The organism is Bacillus sp. FSL K6-1338 (genome assembly GCF_038006965.1).
Taxonomy (GTDB): Bacteria; Bacillota; Bacilli; order Bacillales; family Bacillaceae_G; genus Bacillus_A; species Bacillus_A thuringiensis_S.
Genome location: NZ_JBBOWI010000001.1, coordinates 2311952 through 2328461, shown reverse-complemented (window position 1 = coordinate 2328461; position 16510 = coordinate 2311952). Strand labels below are relative to the sequence as shown.

Here is a 16510-nt window from a genome sequence, read left to right as displayed (position 1 = left end):
GGGCAGTAAGACCCCCACTGATTAAAATTTTACTTTACCATGAGTCTATATTGTATATGTAGACAAGCATTCATTTCAAATTTTCGTATTAAAAAGAAATATGTTTCGGAATTTCCCCTTCAGGTACTTCTCCATCCATACTTAAATAATAATGACGAATCGGACGTAAGTTTTCGTCTAATTCATAAACAAGCGGAATACTAGTTGGAATATTTAATGAAACTACACCATCACTCGAAAGGTTGTCTAAGTATTTTACTAGCGAGCGAATTGTGTTACCGTGTGATGAAATAATTACTTTATTACCATTTTTTAATATCGGCGCAATTTCTGAGTGCCAATAAGCAAGTACTCTCTTCTCCGTATCCTCTAAACATTCAGTTAATGGAAATTCACCTTTTTTGAGTGTTTTATATCTTGGATCGGTCGCTTCATATCGAGGATCGTCTTCAGTAAGAGCCGGTGGTCTTACATCAACACTTCTTCTCCAAATATGAACTTGCTCCTCACCATATTTTTGAGCAGTTTCATCTTTATTCAACCCCTGCAATGCACCATAATGTCTTTCATTTAGCTTCCAAGATTTATGTATTGGGACCCAAGTAAGATCCATCTCATGAAGTACAATCCATAACGTCCGAATTGCGCGTTTTAATACAGATGTATAAGCCACATCAAAAGTATATCTGTTTTTCTTTAATATTGCTCCTGCTTCTCTCGCTTCACTTAATCCATTCTCTGATAGATCAACATCTGTCCATCCAGTAAAGCGATTTTCAAGATTCCATAAACTTTGTCCGTGACGAATAAGTACAAGTTTTATCATTATAATTCCCCTTTCGGAAATGTGAATTTTATTGTTCCATTGCGTACACGTATAAAGTATCTAGTAATGTATCTTTTTATCCATTCACTCTATAACCAAACGATAGTTGCCAAATGTATGGATAAAATTTGTTCTTTTTCAAACTATAAAAACAGAAGTTTTTCATTATTTTTGATCGACTGGTATTTCCCGTTTTGATATCCAAGCATCAAAACCTGATCGACTATTTGCCATTTCATTCATAACTTGATGCCAATTGTCTTCACATGATTCACCAAATTTTGAAAAAATAGCGCCCATTTGTTGTCTTTGTACATCGCTCAATTTTTTCTCTAAATCTGCACCTTGTTCTGTTAAAGACAACTGTTTCACACGGCGGTCATGTGTAGCTTCATTACTCTCAATTAAGCCCTTTTCCACAAGTTGACGTAGTGGCCCGTGGAGAGCTTGTTTACTTATTTCTAATAATGATAATAACTCATTTACACTTATCCCTGGAAAACGTGCGATAAAAAATAAAATTCGATGATGTACTCGTTGAATGCCATATTCTTTTATAATTTCATCTGGCTTTTCAGTAAATGTTTTATATGCAAAATAAAATAATGCTAATGCCTCATTCATCTGTTCTTCTTTATGTTGTGTCATCTACTTTCCCCCTGTATGTAAATTATACCACAATCTAGTAATGAATATTTTAATCAACTTATTAGAACCTGTTTAGTCTATTGAAACATTCACTGCATAATTAGGAGATGATTCATTTGAAAAAAATATACTGTAAGTACATATTTATTGGATAGACTACACGGATTAGGAATTGAACATACATTCGGGGTTCCTGGTGATTATAATCTTGCCTTTTTAGATGATGTAGTACCACATGAAAATTTAAAGTGGATTGTATTATTAGTATTGGTGTGAAGTTAACTGATACTATTACAGGCGGCTTCACACAAGGTTTTACAAAAGAACAAGTTATAGAAATCCATCCCTACACTGTGAAAATTATAGATAAAAAATACGGTCCAGTTGTAATGCAGGATATTTTACAACATTTAAGTGATTCAATTGAGCATCGTAATAAAGATACTCTTGACGTTAAGCCATTTATTTTAAAATCATCTCTTTTTACTGAAGAGTTCAATCCCAAATCACAAATGGTCACACAAAAACGTTTTTGGCAGCAAATGTACCATTTCTTACAAGAAAACGACATCTTAATTGTAGAGCAAGGAACACCTTTCTTTGGTAGTGCTGCTATCCCTCTACCTAATAACACTGCATATGTAGGACAACCGTTATGGGGATCTATCGGATATACACTGCCCGCTCTAATTGGTACACAGGTCGCCAATTTATCACGGCGCAACATTTTAATTATTGGTGACGGTTCTTACCAAGTAACTGCCCAAGAGTTATCAACTATACTACGTCAAAATTTAAAACCGATTATATTTTTAATCAATAACAACGGATACACTGTTGAACGTGCCATTCACGGCCAAAACCAACCATATAATGACATACAGATGTGGGATTATACTAACTTGCCGAACCTATTCGGATCAGAAGAAAAAAGCCTAACATTTAAAGTGGAGAATGAAACAGAGTTAACAGAAGTCTTAACAAATATAACTTTTAATAAGAATCAACTTATCTTTATTGAGGTAATAATGAGCCAAAGCGATCAACCTGAATTGTTAGCTAAACTCGGGAAAAGATTCGGTCAGCAAAATTCTTAATATAAAAAAACTAATTATACAATTGGTAGTGTAAAATTTGTTTTGAGAATAGTTTCGACACTCAAAATACATAAGGAAAAGGATGGAAAGCACCATCCTTTTCTATTTTAAGAGCGTTCTTCGACTAACGCCCCGTGTGACAAACAAAAATTCTTAATCCATCTTTAACTTTATAGCTTTTGTCGCAATAAATGTTTTAATATGCTTATCTAATATCCTTGTCCCACCAAAATCATCCTCATAAAAACCTGTCATAGCAAAACCAGCTTCAATTTGGCCTTGGATTTGGTCTTCTAAAGTATGCGCATATTCTATTGTTTGATTTGAATCGATGTAATCTTGAACTTCATCCTCTGGTAAATAATCCAATGTTGATGAAGGAATTGAATGTTTAACATCAAGAATACCTTTTTGTTCTTGGTTATCATCAAAGATCCATAGTAATGGATTTGTAAATCCAGCAATAAGAATACCTTTATTCTTTAAAACCCTAGAAACTTCATTCCATACAAGATGAACATCTTTTACAAACAAATTAGAGACAGGATTTACAACAATATCAAAATATTCATCCTCAAAGTCACCAAGGTCTGACATATCTCCTTGTACGGTTTTTAAAGTCAAACCATCCCGTTTTGCTACCTTTTCATCTTGTTCCAATTGCTTCTTAGATATATCAGTAACTGTTACATCTGCTCCAGCAGCAGCTAGAACAGGTGCTTGTTGTCCACCACCTGACGCTAAGCAAAGTATCTTTAATCCATCTAATGACTTTGGAAACCACTCTCTAGGAACTGACTTTTCCGTAGTGACTGTAATCTCCCATTCACCTGATTTGCTTTTCTCAATAATCTCGCTACTTACAGGCTGCGTGTATCTAGAACCTTCTTCAACCTTCTTATCCCATGCATTACTGTTTTGTTGTGTAGTATCCATTGCGATTAGTCCTCCAAACGATCTAGTGGCATTCAATGTGTAAGCTTATTAACTATTTATACTTTCCTTTTCCTATTAACCTGCCTGATAGTTCATACATAGTTGTTTACATTTATATTAACAGATAAATACTAATAATTACTAAAAATTCTAAAAAGAAACAAAAATATACATCTATTCCATCATTCATTTAAAATAATCGTAGAATTGGTAAGTTTTAAACAACTCATTTCCACAAAAAAAGCATTCCAAAACTGTTGACAGTTGGAACGCTTTTTTATGTTATTTCATTTTTCAAGCTTTTAACTAAATCCATTAAACAAATAAGCTACGCTTTTTCTTTTTTATTCAGCAAGAGTTAACTGCCAAGATACACCATACTTATCATTTAACCAGCCAAACTTTTTACTAAACGGATAAGAACCTAAAGGCATGAGAATTGCTCCATCCTGCGCTAGTTTATGAAAGACCGTTTCAATTTCTTCTTCTGTCTCACAAGTTACATAAAGAGACATAGCTGGAGTGAATGTAAAATTATGATTTACATAACTATCAATACACATAAACTCTTGGCCATTTAGCGTAAAAGTTGCATGAATTACAGTTCCCTCTTTACCAGGTCCATTTTCATCGTAGCGAGAAATACTTACAATTTCCGATTGATCAAATAGCGACGTATAAAAATTCATTGCTTCCTCAGCTTTGCCTTCAAACATTAAAAACGTAGTAATTTTTTGATTTGTGTTACTCATATGGAGACAGCCCCTTATTATATATTTATGTAAAACATAAGTCGGCCAAAAAACCGAACGTATATTCCTATAAGTGTATTGTCTATAAAAACGATGAGTTTGTCAATTATCTACTTTCTTATTTCTTCTTAAATAATGCTGTCCAAAGAAATGATTCTCCAAATATTTCTTTCGGTTGTTTCATTTGTTTCATCCTTCTAATCTCAATTACCTCAAATTCTTTAAATATCTCTCTTAACTTTTCTTCCGAGTATGCAAGACCACCTTGTAGACTCCATTCTCTATATACGTCCCAATCTGTTATTTCTGATCCATTTCGCTCATCTAAATTGCCTGCTGCAAAACATGTTAATCCGAAATAACCACCCGATTTTAATGAGTTTTTAATTAAATCCACATAATTTATTCTTCTATGCGGTGGAATGTGATGCAAACAGCCCGAATCATATACAAAATCAAATTCGTTTTGAACCTCTAAATTAAAAATTGAATTACAAATAAAATGAATTTCTACCCCTTTTGCCAATGCCCTCTCTTTTGCCCAGTTAATGCCTTCTACAGATAAATCCACTGCTGTTACATCAAATCCTTGAGTCGCTAAATAAATGGCATTTCTACCTGGACCACATCCAAGTTCTAATACCTTCCCTTTTGAAACTCTCTCTTTTTGTATATTCGAAACTAGATTCTCATCTGGAACATTTTCAAAAAACGGAACATCCTTTTCTCTATTCTCATAAAACTCATTCCAAAATGGTTCTGCAGGTCTTAATAATGAATCAAGCATTTTTAAGATGTCTTCTTGTGTGTGTAACGTTTCAGTTTTCATTAATACCCCTCCATGAATTAATGGTCAGAAAATTATTATATATCTTTTTGAACTTTCAGACGAATAAAGGCTCCACATTTTAATTTTTTCTTTATTCTTTAAATTATTTTAAATACGGTAAATGAAATTATAAACTTTACTCTTATGGTGCAAATGCACGCCAACCTATTATTAAATACAAAAAGAGCCACAAATTTTTGTGACTCCTTCTGCATTAATAATTATATCAGGATTTTTTATTATATAGCGATTTCTCTATTAACAAACGATATATCTCTTCATCCAGATTACCATTTCATACTTTAACGGCCACGTCTTTGCTGACCTTGCTTTGTACTACCTTTTTTATTACTTGACTTATTAAATGATCGGTTATTTTCATTTCTTGAATCACTTCTCGAGCTATTTCTCGAATCACGTCTTGATTCACTTCTTGAACCTTCGCGGCTATCTCTTTGACGATTTTGACCTGATTTCTTTGGAGCCGGCTTTGGTACCGGTTTTCCATTTTCATCTACACGTTTTATCTTCGGTTGTTCGATTATTTCTCTTTGTATTGGTGCACCAAGCGTTTTTTCAATTTCTTCTAAATGTTTTTCATCTTTCGCTGCAACGAACGTAATTGCAAGACCTGATCCACCTGCACGTCCTGTTCGGCCAATGCGGTGAATATAACTTTCTACATCTTCAGGGATATCAAAGTTAAATACGTGCGTTACACCATCTACATCAAGTCCACGAGCTGCTACATCCGTTGCGATTAAGTACTGAATTTTAGCTTCGCGGAAACTCTTCATAACTCTTTCACGTTTCGCTTGAGGTATATCACCATGAAGTTCAGCACAATTATAACCTAGTCCTTTTAAATTATCATAAAGCTTACTTGCTCTAACCTTTGTACGACAGAAAATAACTGCTAAAAATGGCTGGTCACGATCCATAACAAAACGAAGTGCATCTGGCTTTGCACGATCTGTCGTCTCAATGACACGCTGCTCAATTGTATCTACCGTTACTTCTTCACTTTGTACTTGAATCATTTGCGGCTCATCCATATAACGCTTCGCCAATTTTTTAATATCTTTTGGCATCGTTGCTGAGAATAACATCGTTTGTTTACTACCAGGTGTCTCATCTAAAATATCTTCAATATCATATAAGAAACCGAAATAAAGCATTTGATCCGCTTCATCTAGTACAATCGTTGAAAGATTACTTAAATCAATTGTTTCGCGTCGTATATGATCTAATAATCGTCCTGGTGTTGCAACAACAATATGTGTATTACCTTTTAATTTTCTCAATTGTTGTGCTACATCTTGCCCACCATAAATCGCTAGTACATTAATATCTTCTCTTTGAACAAGCATTTTTTTAATTTCAGTTGTAATTTGCAGAGCTAGTTCCCTTGTTGGTGCAACAATTAAAGCCTGAACATCACTAGACTCTGGATTGATTTTTTCTAAAATGGGTAACACAAATGCTAACGTTTTACCCGTTCCAGTTTTCGCCTGCCCAATAATATCTTTACCTGACAGAATAACTGGAATTGCCTTTTCTTGAATTGGTGTTGCTTCTGTAATTCCATTTTCACGTAATGTATGATTAAAAGTTTCACTAATTCCTAATTCTAAAAAGTTTTTCAAATAGACCACTTCTTTTCCTTATTTTTCACATTAGCTTTCATTGTACCATTTGTTTCGCTAAATATGAAAAATAAAAAAATTCTTATCTTCTTTTTTTATATTCATCCTGTACTAGATGGACAAATTCTTTTTGCTTTTTCTCGGATTTTATTAATGGTTCCATATTTGCAGAAGTCAAAATATACTTTTTAATTTTTCTATTACTCCAAATTAAACTTGTATACTTCGGATCTTCATGTAGATTTCGAAACCACTCTAATTCACTTAATTTTGCAATATGGTGTTTCAATTTCATGTCATTTCGAGGATAAAACAAAATAACATTTGCTATTACATCAAATAACGAACCCATCTTCTCCCTCCTATATCCTTGCTCAAATTATATATATTCTTTTGTACATATACATTTCAATTTTACCGAAATATACTGTTACTGATTTGGTTGAAATCGCAAAATATATGAACTAAAAAACCGATCTTTTTGATTTAGGAAAGACCGGTTTTCATTATTTTATAAAGTCAGCTTTCCTCCATGGTAGCAATAATACTGTGCTGCTTTAAGACTTTTAATCCTATTTAAAGACTTTTCCGCCCTTTCTATATCTAAGCAAAAATCCGGATTAGCTATTACTAACTCACGATTCTCTTGAACCGCTGCATCTCCTGTAATTACACAGTCTAAATTCGGAAAATATAATGAAATATGCCCCGAAGTATGTCCTGGCGTCGCTACTATTTGACATTCATTATTCAAAATCATTTGACCATCATGTACTTTTTCATCGACGGAAATATGTTTTATATTTTTTAACTGTTGAATAAACCATTTACCAAATTCTTTTTCTTCATTTGGCATACGTTCTAACATTTTTTCAGCTTGAGCCAACCTCTCTGATCTTATATCACCACTAATATAGTTAGATTCAATTTCACTAGCAATAACATTAATATTTGGATATTTCATTTTAAAATCATATAAATCCCCTATATGATCGTCATCATAATGGGTAATAATTATATTCTTTAAGTTTTTCATCTCATATCCATGTTTTAATATTGCATTTTCAATTAAAGGTAAAAAACTTGGATATCCTGTATCGACTAACGTTAATTCATTATGTAATATAATTAAACTTGGATAAATACATTGTTTTTGCCCGTTAAATTCGAATTCAATTGGTAGTTCTATTATTTTCATTTTTCTCCCCCCATACCGCTTATAAAATGCATAATAATAACTAAATCATCCACATACATTTTACAATATATATACTATGTAACGGAACACTGTGAATCGTGGCATAATCCACATTATATTATTTTGAACAGGTAATCCCCTATTTTTATGGAAATATATAATAAGAAAAACAATAACATTGATTAATCTCTCACTTCTTTGTCTATCCTTTTAAAAAATCTATGTTTTTGTAAAAGGAGTATTTATATGGAGAAACAGACACTTTGGAAAAAGTTCAAAAAAAGCTCTGTAAACCTCGGTAAATCCAGCGTATATGAAAGTATTATCTTATTCTACACAATGAAAAAGAAAGAATTACCTACTAAAGCGAAATTCATAATATTAGCCGCTTTATCTTATTACGTATTAACAATTGATTTCATTCCAGATATAGCTGCTATTATTGGGATTGGCTTATTAGATGATGTTTTAGCAATCGCTGTAGCGCATAAATATGTTATGCGCCATGCAGATGCTGAAATTCGAGAGAAGAGCAAGGTAAAAATGGAGTCATTATTTACTTCAGCACAAGCATAATTAAACTATCTAGTCATTTACCATGAGAGCATTGCAGAATAAATTCCTAAACAGTAAAAGAATTTCTCTTAGTCCTCAAACCGTAAACAAATAGGGTGTCAGCACTTGTTCCTAAGTTCTGGCACCCTTTTATTTGTTCTTATTTCTATCTGTTATATAGTTGCATGTGTCCCCTTATACAAAACTGCTATTGCCCCGACTATAAGGATCACACCCATAAAAGCAGGTGCAGCATGACCAAGCGATACATAGATTTGCCCTCCAATAATAGGACCAATCATTCTTGCTAAAGCTTGAATAGATTGACTTCCCCCTTGAATCCTTCCTTGTTCACTAGAACCGCCAGACTTTGAAAGCATCCCGTTGAATGAAGGCCCGAAAATTGAATCCCCAAAACCATACATCAGCATTCCAACGATAAGTAGTGGATAGAGTGAAAACAAAGCTGATGCCGCAATAAAACTGTATCCTATAATCTCCGAAACCATCCCAAGAATTGCTATTTGTTTATCACTAAGCTGGATCAAAAGCTTTGGCATTATAAAACTTTGTGAAACAATGTCTTGAAAGCCCAAAATTGAAAACATAAGTCCGATTAGTGCAGGTTTCCAACTGAAAGTATCCATTGTAAATTGCGTGAAAATTGCTTGTAAAGATCCGTTAGGTATCCAAAGTAAAAACGCTGAGACAAGTAACCATTTTAAATTTTTCATAGAAAGTATGTTTGCTAGCTGTGCAAAAGGATTCAACCTTACAAAAGTAATCTCTTTTAACCTATTATTTTTGTCAAGACTCTCAGGCATATATTTGATCCCATATACAACATTTATTAACGTTATGATTGCTCCAAAATACATAGGTACAGTATCACCAAACTTGGCAAGTAATCCCCCAATAGTGGGGCCAATGATAGTTCCCGCACCTACAACTGCACTCACCCATCCAAAGTATTTCGTTCTCTGCTCTTTTGGAATGATGTCTGCAAAATATGCGAAGATAGTACTTATGCTCCCGCCTGTTATTCCTTCTATTATGCGTCCAGCAAATAGTACCCATAAAGCTCCTCCTATACCAAAAACTAAGTACCCAATTGCAGAACCAAATAAGCATATTAAAAGTAATGGACGACGGCCATACTTATCGCTTAAAGCTCCGAGTACTGGGGCAGCTAAAAACATGCAAGCCGCATATACGGAAGTTAGTAGTGTAACAACTAATGCTTGTTCTTCCGGATTACTTGTATATGGCTGTACTAAGAATGGGACTACAGGCATGATAATACTGAAACCTATACCACAAAGAAATACAGAAATAAGTCCGAATAGTAAAGCATGTTTATCTATGCTTTTTTCAGTTTTCCTTTCATTTTGTGATCTAAATATAGACATTTAACTTCTCTCCTTAAAACATTTTGTTGTCGTGTCAACAAAATGATAACTCCGTTTTGTTGATTAGTCAACAAAAATAACGTAATAAAAAAGCAGCCTATTCTCATTAGAGTAAGGCTGCCATTTCATTATTAAAATGTATTAGGATTTAATATGTATACCTTGTTTCTTTATTTCTGCATCCAAATGTCTACTATACTTTTCCACGAAACTAATTATACTGTCGAATTCTTCTTCAGTTACTTGCTCAAATACAGCTTTATCCCGCTCTTGAAACTCTTTGTGCAGATCTTCATGGATTTTATAAATTTCTTTCCCTTCTTCGGTAAGCCTAAAATAAATTTCTTTCTTATTTTCCGACTTTTGGTAGCTTTCAATAAGGCCTTTTTGTATGAGCTTCTTAGTCATTCTACTTATAGCACCGCGAGTCACATAAAAAGCCTCTGCAAGTTGTGTCACATTAGAATCCACATTATTTTCAATATATTCAATGCAGTGGACTTCAGAAGACTTAAAACCTTTAAGACCTTCTTCCATCTTATCTTTATTAAGCCAAACCAGCTTATTATATAATTCCCTGAAACCGTTCATGACCTGTTCTTCTTTATTCATGACCTGCCCTCCTCACCGCTCATTAGTACATTAAAACTATTATATTAAATTTCTGCTTACGTTTCGACAATATTGAAATAATTATTTGTAACATTCAAGATATGTGTAAAAATTGGCGCTTAAATAAAACAATTCATTAAACAGCAAATTTATTGCTACTTACAATAAACAGTAGACAAAAAGTAAGAGCTAAAATTATTTCTCTTAGCTCTTCTTTCATAAAACTATTTCACTTCATTAGCGACAAAAAAGTGCTCACATACACTTGATATGCGCTGTAAGTCCACGTTCCCACCAGATATAACCGCTACTACTTTTTTTCCTTTTATATAGCTATCAACTTTTCCTGCAAGAAGTGCAGCAGTTGCTAATGCACCTGCACCTTCTACAACAGCTTTCCCACGTTGTAATAAATCTTTCATCGCTACTTCCAGTTCTTTTTCTGATACAGTTACAATATCATCTACTAATTCTTTTACAATTTCAAATGTTAATTCCCCTGGTATTTTAACAGCGCAACCATCTGCAATAGTAGGCGCCTCATAATGTTCTACGATTGCTCCTTTATCGTAAGATGCCTTCATTCCATGAACATTATCTGCTTGGACACCAATTATATTAATCGATGGATTAAAAGATTTTAATGCTACAGAAATACCAGAAATAATTCCGCCTCCACCTATTGGTACAATGACAGTATCTACATCCCACATATCATCAAGAATATCTAATCCAATTGTACCTTGACCAGCCATTACCTCTACATCATCATATGGATGTAAGTATGTCTCACCTGTTTCCCTTATAATTTCTTCACATTTTGCCTTTGCATCATCAAATGTTTCACCATGTAAAATTACTTCAGATCCATATCCTCTAGTTGCTTCGACTTTAGCCTGCGGTGCAGAAATTGGCATAACAATTTTACTCTTAATACCGAGTAAATGAGCAGATAATGCAACTCCTTGTGCATGATTACCTGCTGAACATGCAATTACACCTCTTTCTTTTTCTTGATCCGTGAGCCGCGACATTTTATTAAATGCGCCACGAAATTTAAAAGAACCCGTTAATTGCATATTTTCTAATTTCAAATGAATTTCTCCGCCCGTTTTACTAGTCAAGTAAAAAGATTTTACTAATGGCGTTTTACGAGCATTTCTATCTAGAATCTTGTGAGCTTTTTTAATATTGTCTATATGTAATGGTAGTTTTCTAGTTATCATACTTACACCTCTTCCAATGTTCTATTCCTAAGTTTTCGTAAGTCGTAGCTCCTTTATACGAAAAGAAAAAGTCTTTATATTTGTACCCCACTCTGAAATAAACACATTTGCAAACAATTCAACATCCTCTTCATATCACGTTCTTTATAATGATTTAAACATGCAATTTGGATCCAATTATTCTTTTGTAAATAAGATGACTCATAATGAACGATGTACCCTTGTAATGCTAATGCATCGCCTACTACTTTAGAAGAATGATCTTCGCTCAATACAATAGTAAGTATAATTGGCGCGGCATGTTCTTTAGGTGAAACAAGCTTTAAGCCCATATCAGTAATAACTTCTTCAACATAATCGTATGTCTCTTTAATTTTTACAAATGCCTTTTCATCTTCAAATCTCTTCAACGCTTCTTGCAATGCATAAATTAAATTCCATGATTGTGAGTATGGAATGCTTTCATTTTCTTCATACATGCCAATGTCCATATAGGCCGGCACAGCCTCGTTTATTTTTACAATGTGGTTATGAAAAACGAAAGAAATTCCTGTATATGATTTAATCGCTTTACCGCTAACACCACTTGCAAAATACACATCCTTCAAGTCTATTGGTATTGCTCCAATTGAGCTTATGCAATCTACACATAGTTTCATTTGATTCTCGTTACAAAGAGTATTTAGCTCGTTTAAATCGTTTAACATTCCAGTAGATGTTTCATGATGAACAAACCAAAGCCATTCATAATTTCCAGTTGTCATTATTTCTGCTAATTCTGTATAAATAAACGGCTCTCTCATTTCCTTTTTATACGTATCAAAATGTAACTGTGCTCGTTTTGCATGCCCAACTAATCTATTTCCAAATTCTCCATTTGTTAATACTAGTCCTTTCCCTTTTAAAGAACGTAACTGTAAAGCAATCGCATCATTGGCTAACGTCCCTGTTCCTAACATAAGTTGTACATGTTTTGCTTTTGTCATGTGAAGTAACCGTTTTTTCACATTGTCCATTGTCACTTGAAATGACTTAGAGCGATGCGAAATAGGCTTAGTACAAAATGCCTTTCGAACGTTCTCTTCAATGTCTACTGGACCAGGTAAAAACGTGTATTCTTTCGTCATAATACTTCCAACACTCGATTCTTCAAACATAGCAGGGGTAACATACATTGGCTGGTAGGTTGCTGCTTCTGTACCAACTAACGTATGGAAATCTTTGAATCCCATCTGCTCATATAAAGCTAGTTCACGTGTTGTTGCAGAAATGAGTGCTAATTCATATCCGTTTAGAAGCAAATAACGATGTAGAAAACGGATTAATCCTAACAACGCTCTTCCATTCCTATATTCACGTTCTACTGAAAGTAAACGAATTTCATACACTTTTTCTCCATGCTCTTGCAAATAAACATCTAAATTTGAAATTTTATAATCTAACGAGAATGGTCGTTTTCCCCGCACCGCGACCATACCTACTAATCTATCCTCATCTAAACAAATTAAATATGTATTTTCTTCATGAAACCTATCTATACGAAACTGGTCTTTCGTTTCTTCATGTTGTGGAATCTCTTCCACAAAAGTTTTATAATTTAATTTATGTATACTTTCAAATTCCCAATCTTGATCAGCAACTTTATAAATTAACCCCATGCCTTATCTCCTTTATCTATTTAATAAAAAATGATAAGTGGAGATTATCCCCACTTATTAAACATTCATTTTATTCTCGATTTACATATAGAATAAGTACAATAATCATTCCACTTAAAATAGTCGTAACAATAGAATAAGAATAAAGAATCATACAAATTGGTAAAGAAGCAATCGTAATTAGTCCTGGCTTCGTAAATCCTTTAAATATTAAATAAAATACAATAAAAATGCCTATGAGGGTAAGCGCTATCAAATAATCAAATGCGATTAATCCTCCAATAAATGTTGAAATACCTTTACCGCCCTTACCTTTAAATAAAACTGGGTAAATATGTCCAATAATAACGGCCAATAATGTTAACATTACGAATGTAGGATCTTCAAAAAGATATTTTGCAACAGTAACAACGATTGCTCCTTTAATTGCATCACCTAAAAATGTAGCGATGAAATACCCTTTTCCATATAAGCGCCCCATATTTCTTGCACCAGGATTTCCGCTTCCTTCACCCCTAATATCAACGTTATGTCTCAATTTTGTTACTATATAAGCGGTCAAGATGTTTCCAATTAAATAAGAAGCCACCAAATATAAAAACTGCATACTATTAATCATGTAATCATTCACTTTCTACATGGGATTACATATACAATATTCAATTACTACGTATATTGTACGTTTTAATATACATCCCTTTATACATTTTAACATCATATTTTTACAAATCATACAAAAATTCTCATACGCTATTTTTAAAAATATATATCCCTCATTAAATAATATGTTCCTTTCACTGCCATTTCTGCTTGTGATACAAATATAATTTCTTTCATACTTTCTTCACAGCATTTCTTAAATACAGCAAATATTTCAGGAACTAAACGCAATATACTGCCACTTACTGCAATTGGCGTTGAGTGCTTAAAGTTTAACTTGTTATAAACATTTACTGTAATCCTTGCTAATTCCTTTCCAGCTTGCATTATAATTTCATGTGCATCATCATTTCCATTTCTCGCTTCCTGAATAACTAATGGCGCGATTGCTGCAATTTTATCTTTAGAAGAAGTATATATTAAGCTTTTTATATGAGACGGTGTCAAAAGTTGAAACTGCCTTTGAATATTCAAACTCAATGGACAAAGACTGATTCCTTGATCAAATTGAATTGCCATTTTCTTTAAAGATTGTAATGCAATCCAATATCCACTTCCTTCATCACCTAAAATATGTCCCCATCCACCGCTATACTCATACGCTTCTCCTTTCTTTCCAAGACAAATCGCACCTGTACCACCAATTGTTAAAATTCCGTCATTCCCTTTTAAAGTAGCTGCATGTGCGATCATTGCGTCATTGAATACTTCAATTGGTGTTCCATACTTCTTTTTTAGACGTAATGTTAATTCATTTGTATTTGCTCCACTTACACCCGCTAATCCTAAACAAATACAAACGCAATCCCCCTTTAATAACCCTTTCTGGCATTGATCAATCACTTCCATAATATGCACAAGAGCTTCTTCAAAATCTATTAATATATTTCCAAATCCACTTGTAGCTCTTGCAAATTCGTTACCGTCTTTATCAAATGCAATTGCTTCTGTCTTCGTTCCCCCGCCATCTACTCCAATCATATACTTCATATATTCGCCTCATTCTCTTCAAATTGGAGGGAATGTTATATTCCCTAAAACTACAGATTGCTTTGCACCTGTTGCGCTCGGCACATTACTCGGATTACGATGATACGTTTCGTTTGCTAAAATCGCAAAGGCAATCGCTTCTTTCGCCGCTGAGGAATAGCCTAAATCTTCTTGAGTAAATATTTTGCATTTTTCTTCCTTTAATCCAAATCGTATCATTTCAACAAGTGTACGATTATAACTTCCGCCCCCGCCTAAAATTACTTCATCGATTTCATAATACGGAAAAATAAATTCCTGATAATGATGAACAATTGAACTTGCTGTAAACATTGTGACAGTTGCCAATATATTTTCTCTACTATGCTTTTCAAATCGATTCAATAATTCAGTCACAAACGCTTCTCCAAACTGTTCTCTACCTGTTGATTTTGGTGGTTTCACGTTCAAAAATGGATGGTTCATACAATAAGTCAAAATTTCATCTACAACTACTCCCTGTTTTGCAATCTTACCATTTTGATCATATGACAACTGAAATAACCTTTGACATACTTCATCAATTATCATATTCCCTGGTCCAGTATCAAAAGCAATAACACTCTCATTACTTCGTTTACTTGGAACCACTGTAACATTACCAATCCCGCCAATATTTTGTAGTAGTCTATTTTTAGTTTGATGCCGATATAAAATAATCTCTGAATATGGTACAAGTGGTGCACCTTGTCCCCCTGCCGCCATGTCCATCGTTCGGAAATTCGAGATAACTGTCGTGTTCGTTTCATATGCTATTACTGCTGGTTCCCCAATTTGCAATGTTGAAGAAATAATATTTCCTTCTTGCTTTGGCTGATGATAAATCGTTTGTCCGTGAGAGCCTATTAAATCTAATTGTCTCAAAGGAAAATTGGCCTCTTTACAAACTTCCTTTACAGCATTGGCGAAGCATAAACCAAGTTTAAAATTTAAACTACATATAAGTTGGACATTCGAAGTTTCAATTGATAACGCTTGTTGGATCTCATTTTTCATATCATTACAAAATGGAACAGTAGTAAAATGGATGAGTTCGATTTTAGAATCTACACCACTTCCTTCTATATGAACGAGCGCTACATCTATTCCATCCAATGAAGTACCAGACATTACCCCTGCAATATACATAACGTGCATGACCTCCTATTTACTAAAAAACAATCATGTAAGTAACGAACGTACAACCAATCGAAAACAATATAAATCTAAAAAACAACTGAGCTTTCGATGCAAACGATCCATCAATGAAAGAAACAACTACCGTAAGCAAAACGCTTGCCGCAATACTTGTAACGAGCCAGATACTATGCATTTGTGATAGATTTAGCATGCCTAATAAAGGGACAAAAAGTAAATTTGCACAAATCACTCCAAATAATAATAAAAATACGCCTTTATAACTAAATTTTATATTCATTCTATTTCCCCC

General features: G+C 33.7%; 18 protein-coding genes and 1 pseudogene. 3 read left to right on the top strand and 16 right to left on the bottom strand.

Translation table 11 applies throughout. The features are described 5' to 3' along the window. Positions 1–88: 88 nt before the first annotated feature. Together gpmA and NZ044_RS12100 are read right to left on the bottom strand one after the other, a co-directional pair. Positions 89–826 carry a 2,3-diphosphoglycerate-dependent phosphoglycerate mutase gene (gene gpmA / locus NZ044_RS12105; RefSeq protein WP_000594159.1) on the bottom strand — a complete coding sequence of 246 codons (738 nt, stop codon included), beginning with the start codon at positions 824–826 and terminating at the stop codon, positions 89–91. 165 nt (positions 827–991) lie between these two features. After that, positions 992–1474: a MarR family winged helix-turn-helix transcriptional regulator gene (locus tag NZ044_RS12100; protein WP_000191905.1), complete on the bottom strand. Its 483-nt coding sequence runs from the start codon at positions 1472–1474 to the stop codon at positions 992–994. A gap of 147 nt (positions 1475–1621) precedes the next feature. Between NZ044_RS12100 and NZ044_RS12095 the strand changes: the two genes are divergently transcribed. Both NZ044_RS12095 and NZ044_RS12090 read left to right on the top strand, forming a co-directional pair. Further along, positions 1622–1750: a hypothetical protein gene (locus NZ044_RS12095; RefSeq protein ID WP_043311436.1), complete on the top strand. Its 129-nt coding sequence runs from the start codon at positions 1622–1624 to the stop codon at positions 1748–1750. Beyond that, positions 1726–2571, top strand: a pseudogene (locus NZ044_RS12090) (thiamine pyrophosphate-dependent enzyme); the annotation flags it as partial. The gene NZ044_RS12095 and the pseudogene NZ044_RS12090, both read left to right, overlap by 25 nt. A 153-nt stretch (positions 2572–2724) precedes the next feature. Here the strand turns inward: NZ044_RS12090 and NZ044_RS12085 are convergent. From NZ044_RS12085 to NZ044_RS12060, 6 genes are all read right to left on the bottom strand, one after another. Then, positions 2725–3507, bottom strand: a complete 783-nt coding sequence (locus NZ044_RS12085) for a class I SAM-dependent methyltransferase (protein WP_000381782.1) — start codon at positions 3505–3507, stop codon at positions 2725–2727. A gap of 344 nt (positions 3508–3851) precedes the next feature. Then, a complete protein-coding gene (locus tag NZ044_RS12080; RefSeq protein WP_000072495.1) occupies positions 3852–4259 on the bottom strand; it encodes a VOC family protein in 408 nt (135 codons plus the stop codon). Positions 4260–4377: 118 nt separating this feature from the next. Beyond that, positions 4378–5088, bottom strand: coding sequence for a class I SAM-dependent methyltransferase (locus tag NZ044_RS12075; protein WP_000846297.1), 711 nt, complete (start codon positions 5086–5088; stop codon positions 4378–4380). Positions 5089–5390: 302 nt separating this feature from the next. Further along, entirely contained in the window at positions 5391–6743 is a 1353-nt protein-coding gene (locus NZ044_RS12070) for a DEAD/DEAH box helicase (protein ID WP_002082792.1), read from the bottom strand. A 73-nt stretch (positions 6744–6816) separates the two neighbouring features. Beyond that, positions 6817–7086: a hypothetical protein gene (locus NZ044_RS12065; protein WP_000535041.1), complete on the bottom strand. Its 270-nt coding sequence runs from the start codon at positions 7084–7086 to the stop codon at positions 6817–6819. Positions 7087–7245: 159 nt separating this feature from the next. Then, positions 7246–7932: an MBL fold metallo-hydrolase gene (locus NZ044_RS12060; protein ID WP_000691159.1), complete on the bottom strand. Its 687-nt coding sequence runs from the start codon at positions 7930–7932 to the stop codon at positions 7246–7248. Between the two features lie 246 nt (positions 7933–8178). Between NZ044_RS12060 and NZ044_RS12055 the strand changes: the two genes are divergently transcribed. Next, positions 8179–8508, top strand: a complete 330-nt coding sequence (locus NZ044_RS12055) for a YkvA family protein (protein WP_000415089.1) — start codon at positions 8179–8181, stop codon at positions 8506–8508. Between the two features lie 152 nt (positions 8509–8660). Here the strand turns inward: NZ044_RS12055 and NZ044_RS12050 are convergent, their stop codons facing one another. From NZ044_RS12050 to NZ044_RS12015, 8 genes are all read right to left on the bottom strand, one after another. Beyond that, a complete protein-coding gene (locus NZ044_RS12050; RefSeq protein ID WP_098505529.1) occupies positions 8661–9896 on the bottom strand; it encodes an MFS transporter in 1236 nt (411 codons plus the stop codon). A gap of 141 nt (positions 9897–10037) precedes the next feature. Beyond that, entirely contained in the window at positions 10038–10508 is a 471-nt protein-coding gene (locus tag NZ044_RS12045) for a MarR family transcriptional regulator (RefSeq protein WP_001030909.1), read from the bottom strand. Positions 10509–10732: 224 nt separating this feature from the next. Continuing rightward, positions 10733–11734: a bifunctional threonine ammonia-lyase/L-serine ammonia-lyase TdcB gene (gene tdcB / locus NZ044_RS12040; protein WP_000632966.1), complete on the bottom strand. Its 1002-nt coding sequence runs from the start codon at positions 11732–11734 to the stop codon at positions 10733–10735. A gap of 74 nt (positions 11735–11808) precedes the next feature. Then, entirely contained in the window at positions 11809–13392 is a 1584-nt protein-coding gene (locus tag NZ044_RS12035) for an aminotransferase class V-fold PLP-dependent enzyme (protein WP_063675326.1), read from the bottom strand. Between the two features lie 70 nt (positions 13393–13462). Then, entirely contained in the window at positions 13463–14011 is a 549-nt protein-coding gene (plsY, locus tag NZ044_RS12030) for a glycerol-3-phosphate 1-O-acyltransferase PlsY (RefSeq protein WP_098505528.1), read from the bottom strand. A gap of 137 nt (positions 14012–14148) precedes the next feature. After that, positions 14149–15042, bottom strand: a complete 894-nt coding sequence (locus NZ044_RS12025) for a BadF/BadG/BcrA/BcrD ATPase family protein (RefSeq protein ID WP_098505527.1) — start codon at positions 15040–15042, stop codon at positions 14149–14151. A gap of 18 nt (positions 15043–15060) precedes the next feature. Next, complete coding sequence (gene anmK / locus NZ044_RS12020) at positions 15061–16209, bottom strand: anhydro-N-acetylmuramic acid kinase AnmK (protein WP_000274969.1); 1149 nt, start codon at positions 16207–16209, stop codon at positions 15061–15063. Between the two features lie 22 nt (positions 16210–16231). After that, positions 16232–16498, bottom strand: coding sequence for a hypothetical protein (locus NZ044_RS12015; protein ID WP_001021963.1), 267 nt, complete (start codon positions 16496–16498; stop codon positions 16232–16234). Between the last annotated feature and the right edge of the window lie 12 nt (positions 16499–16510).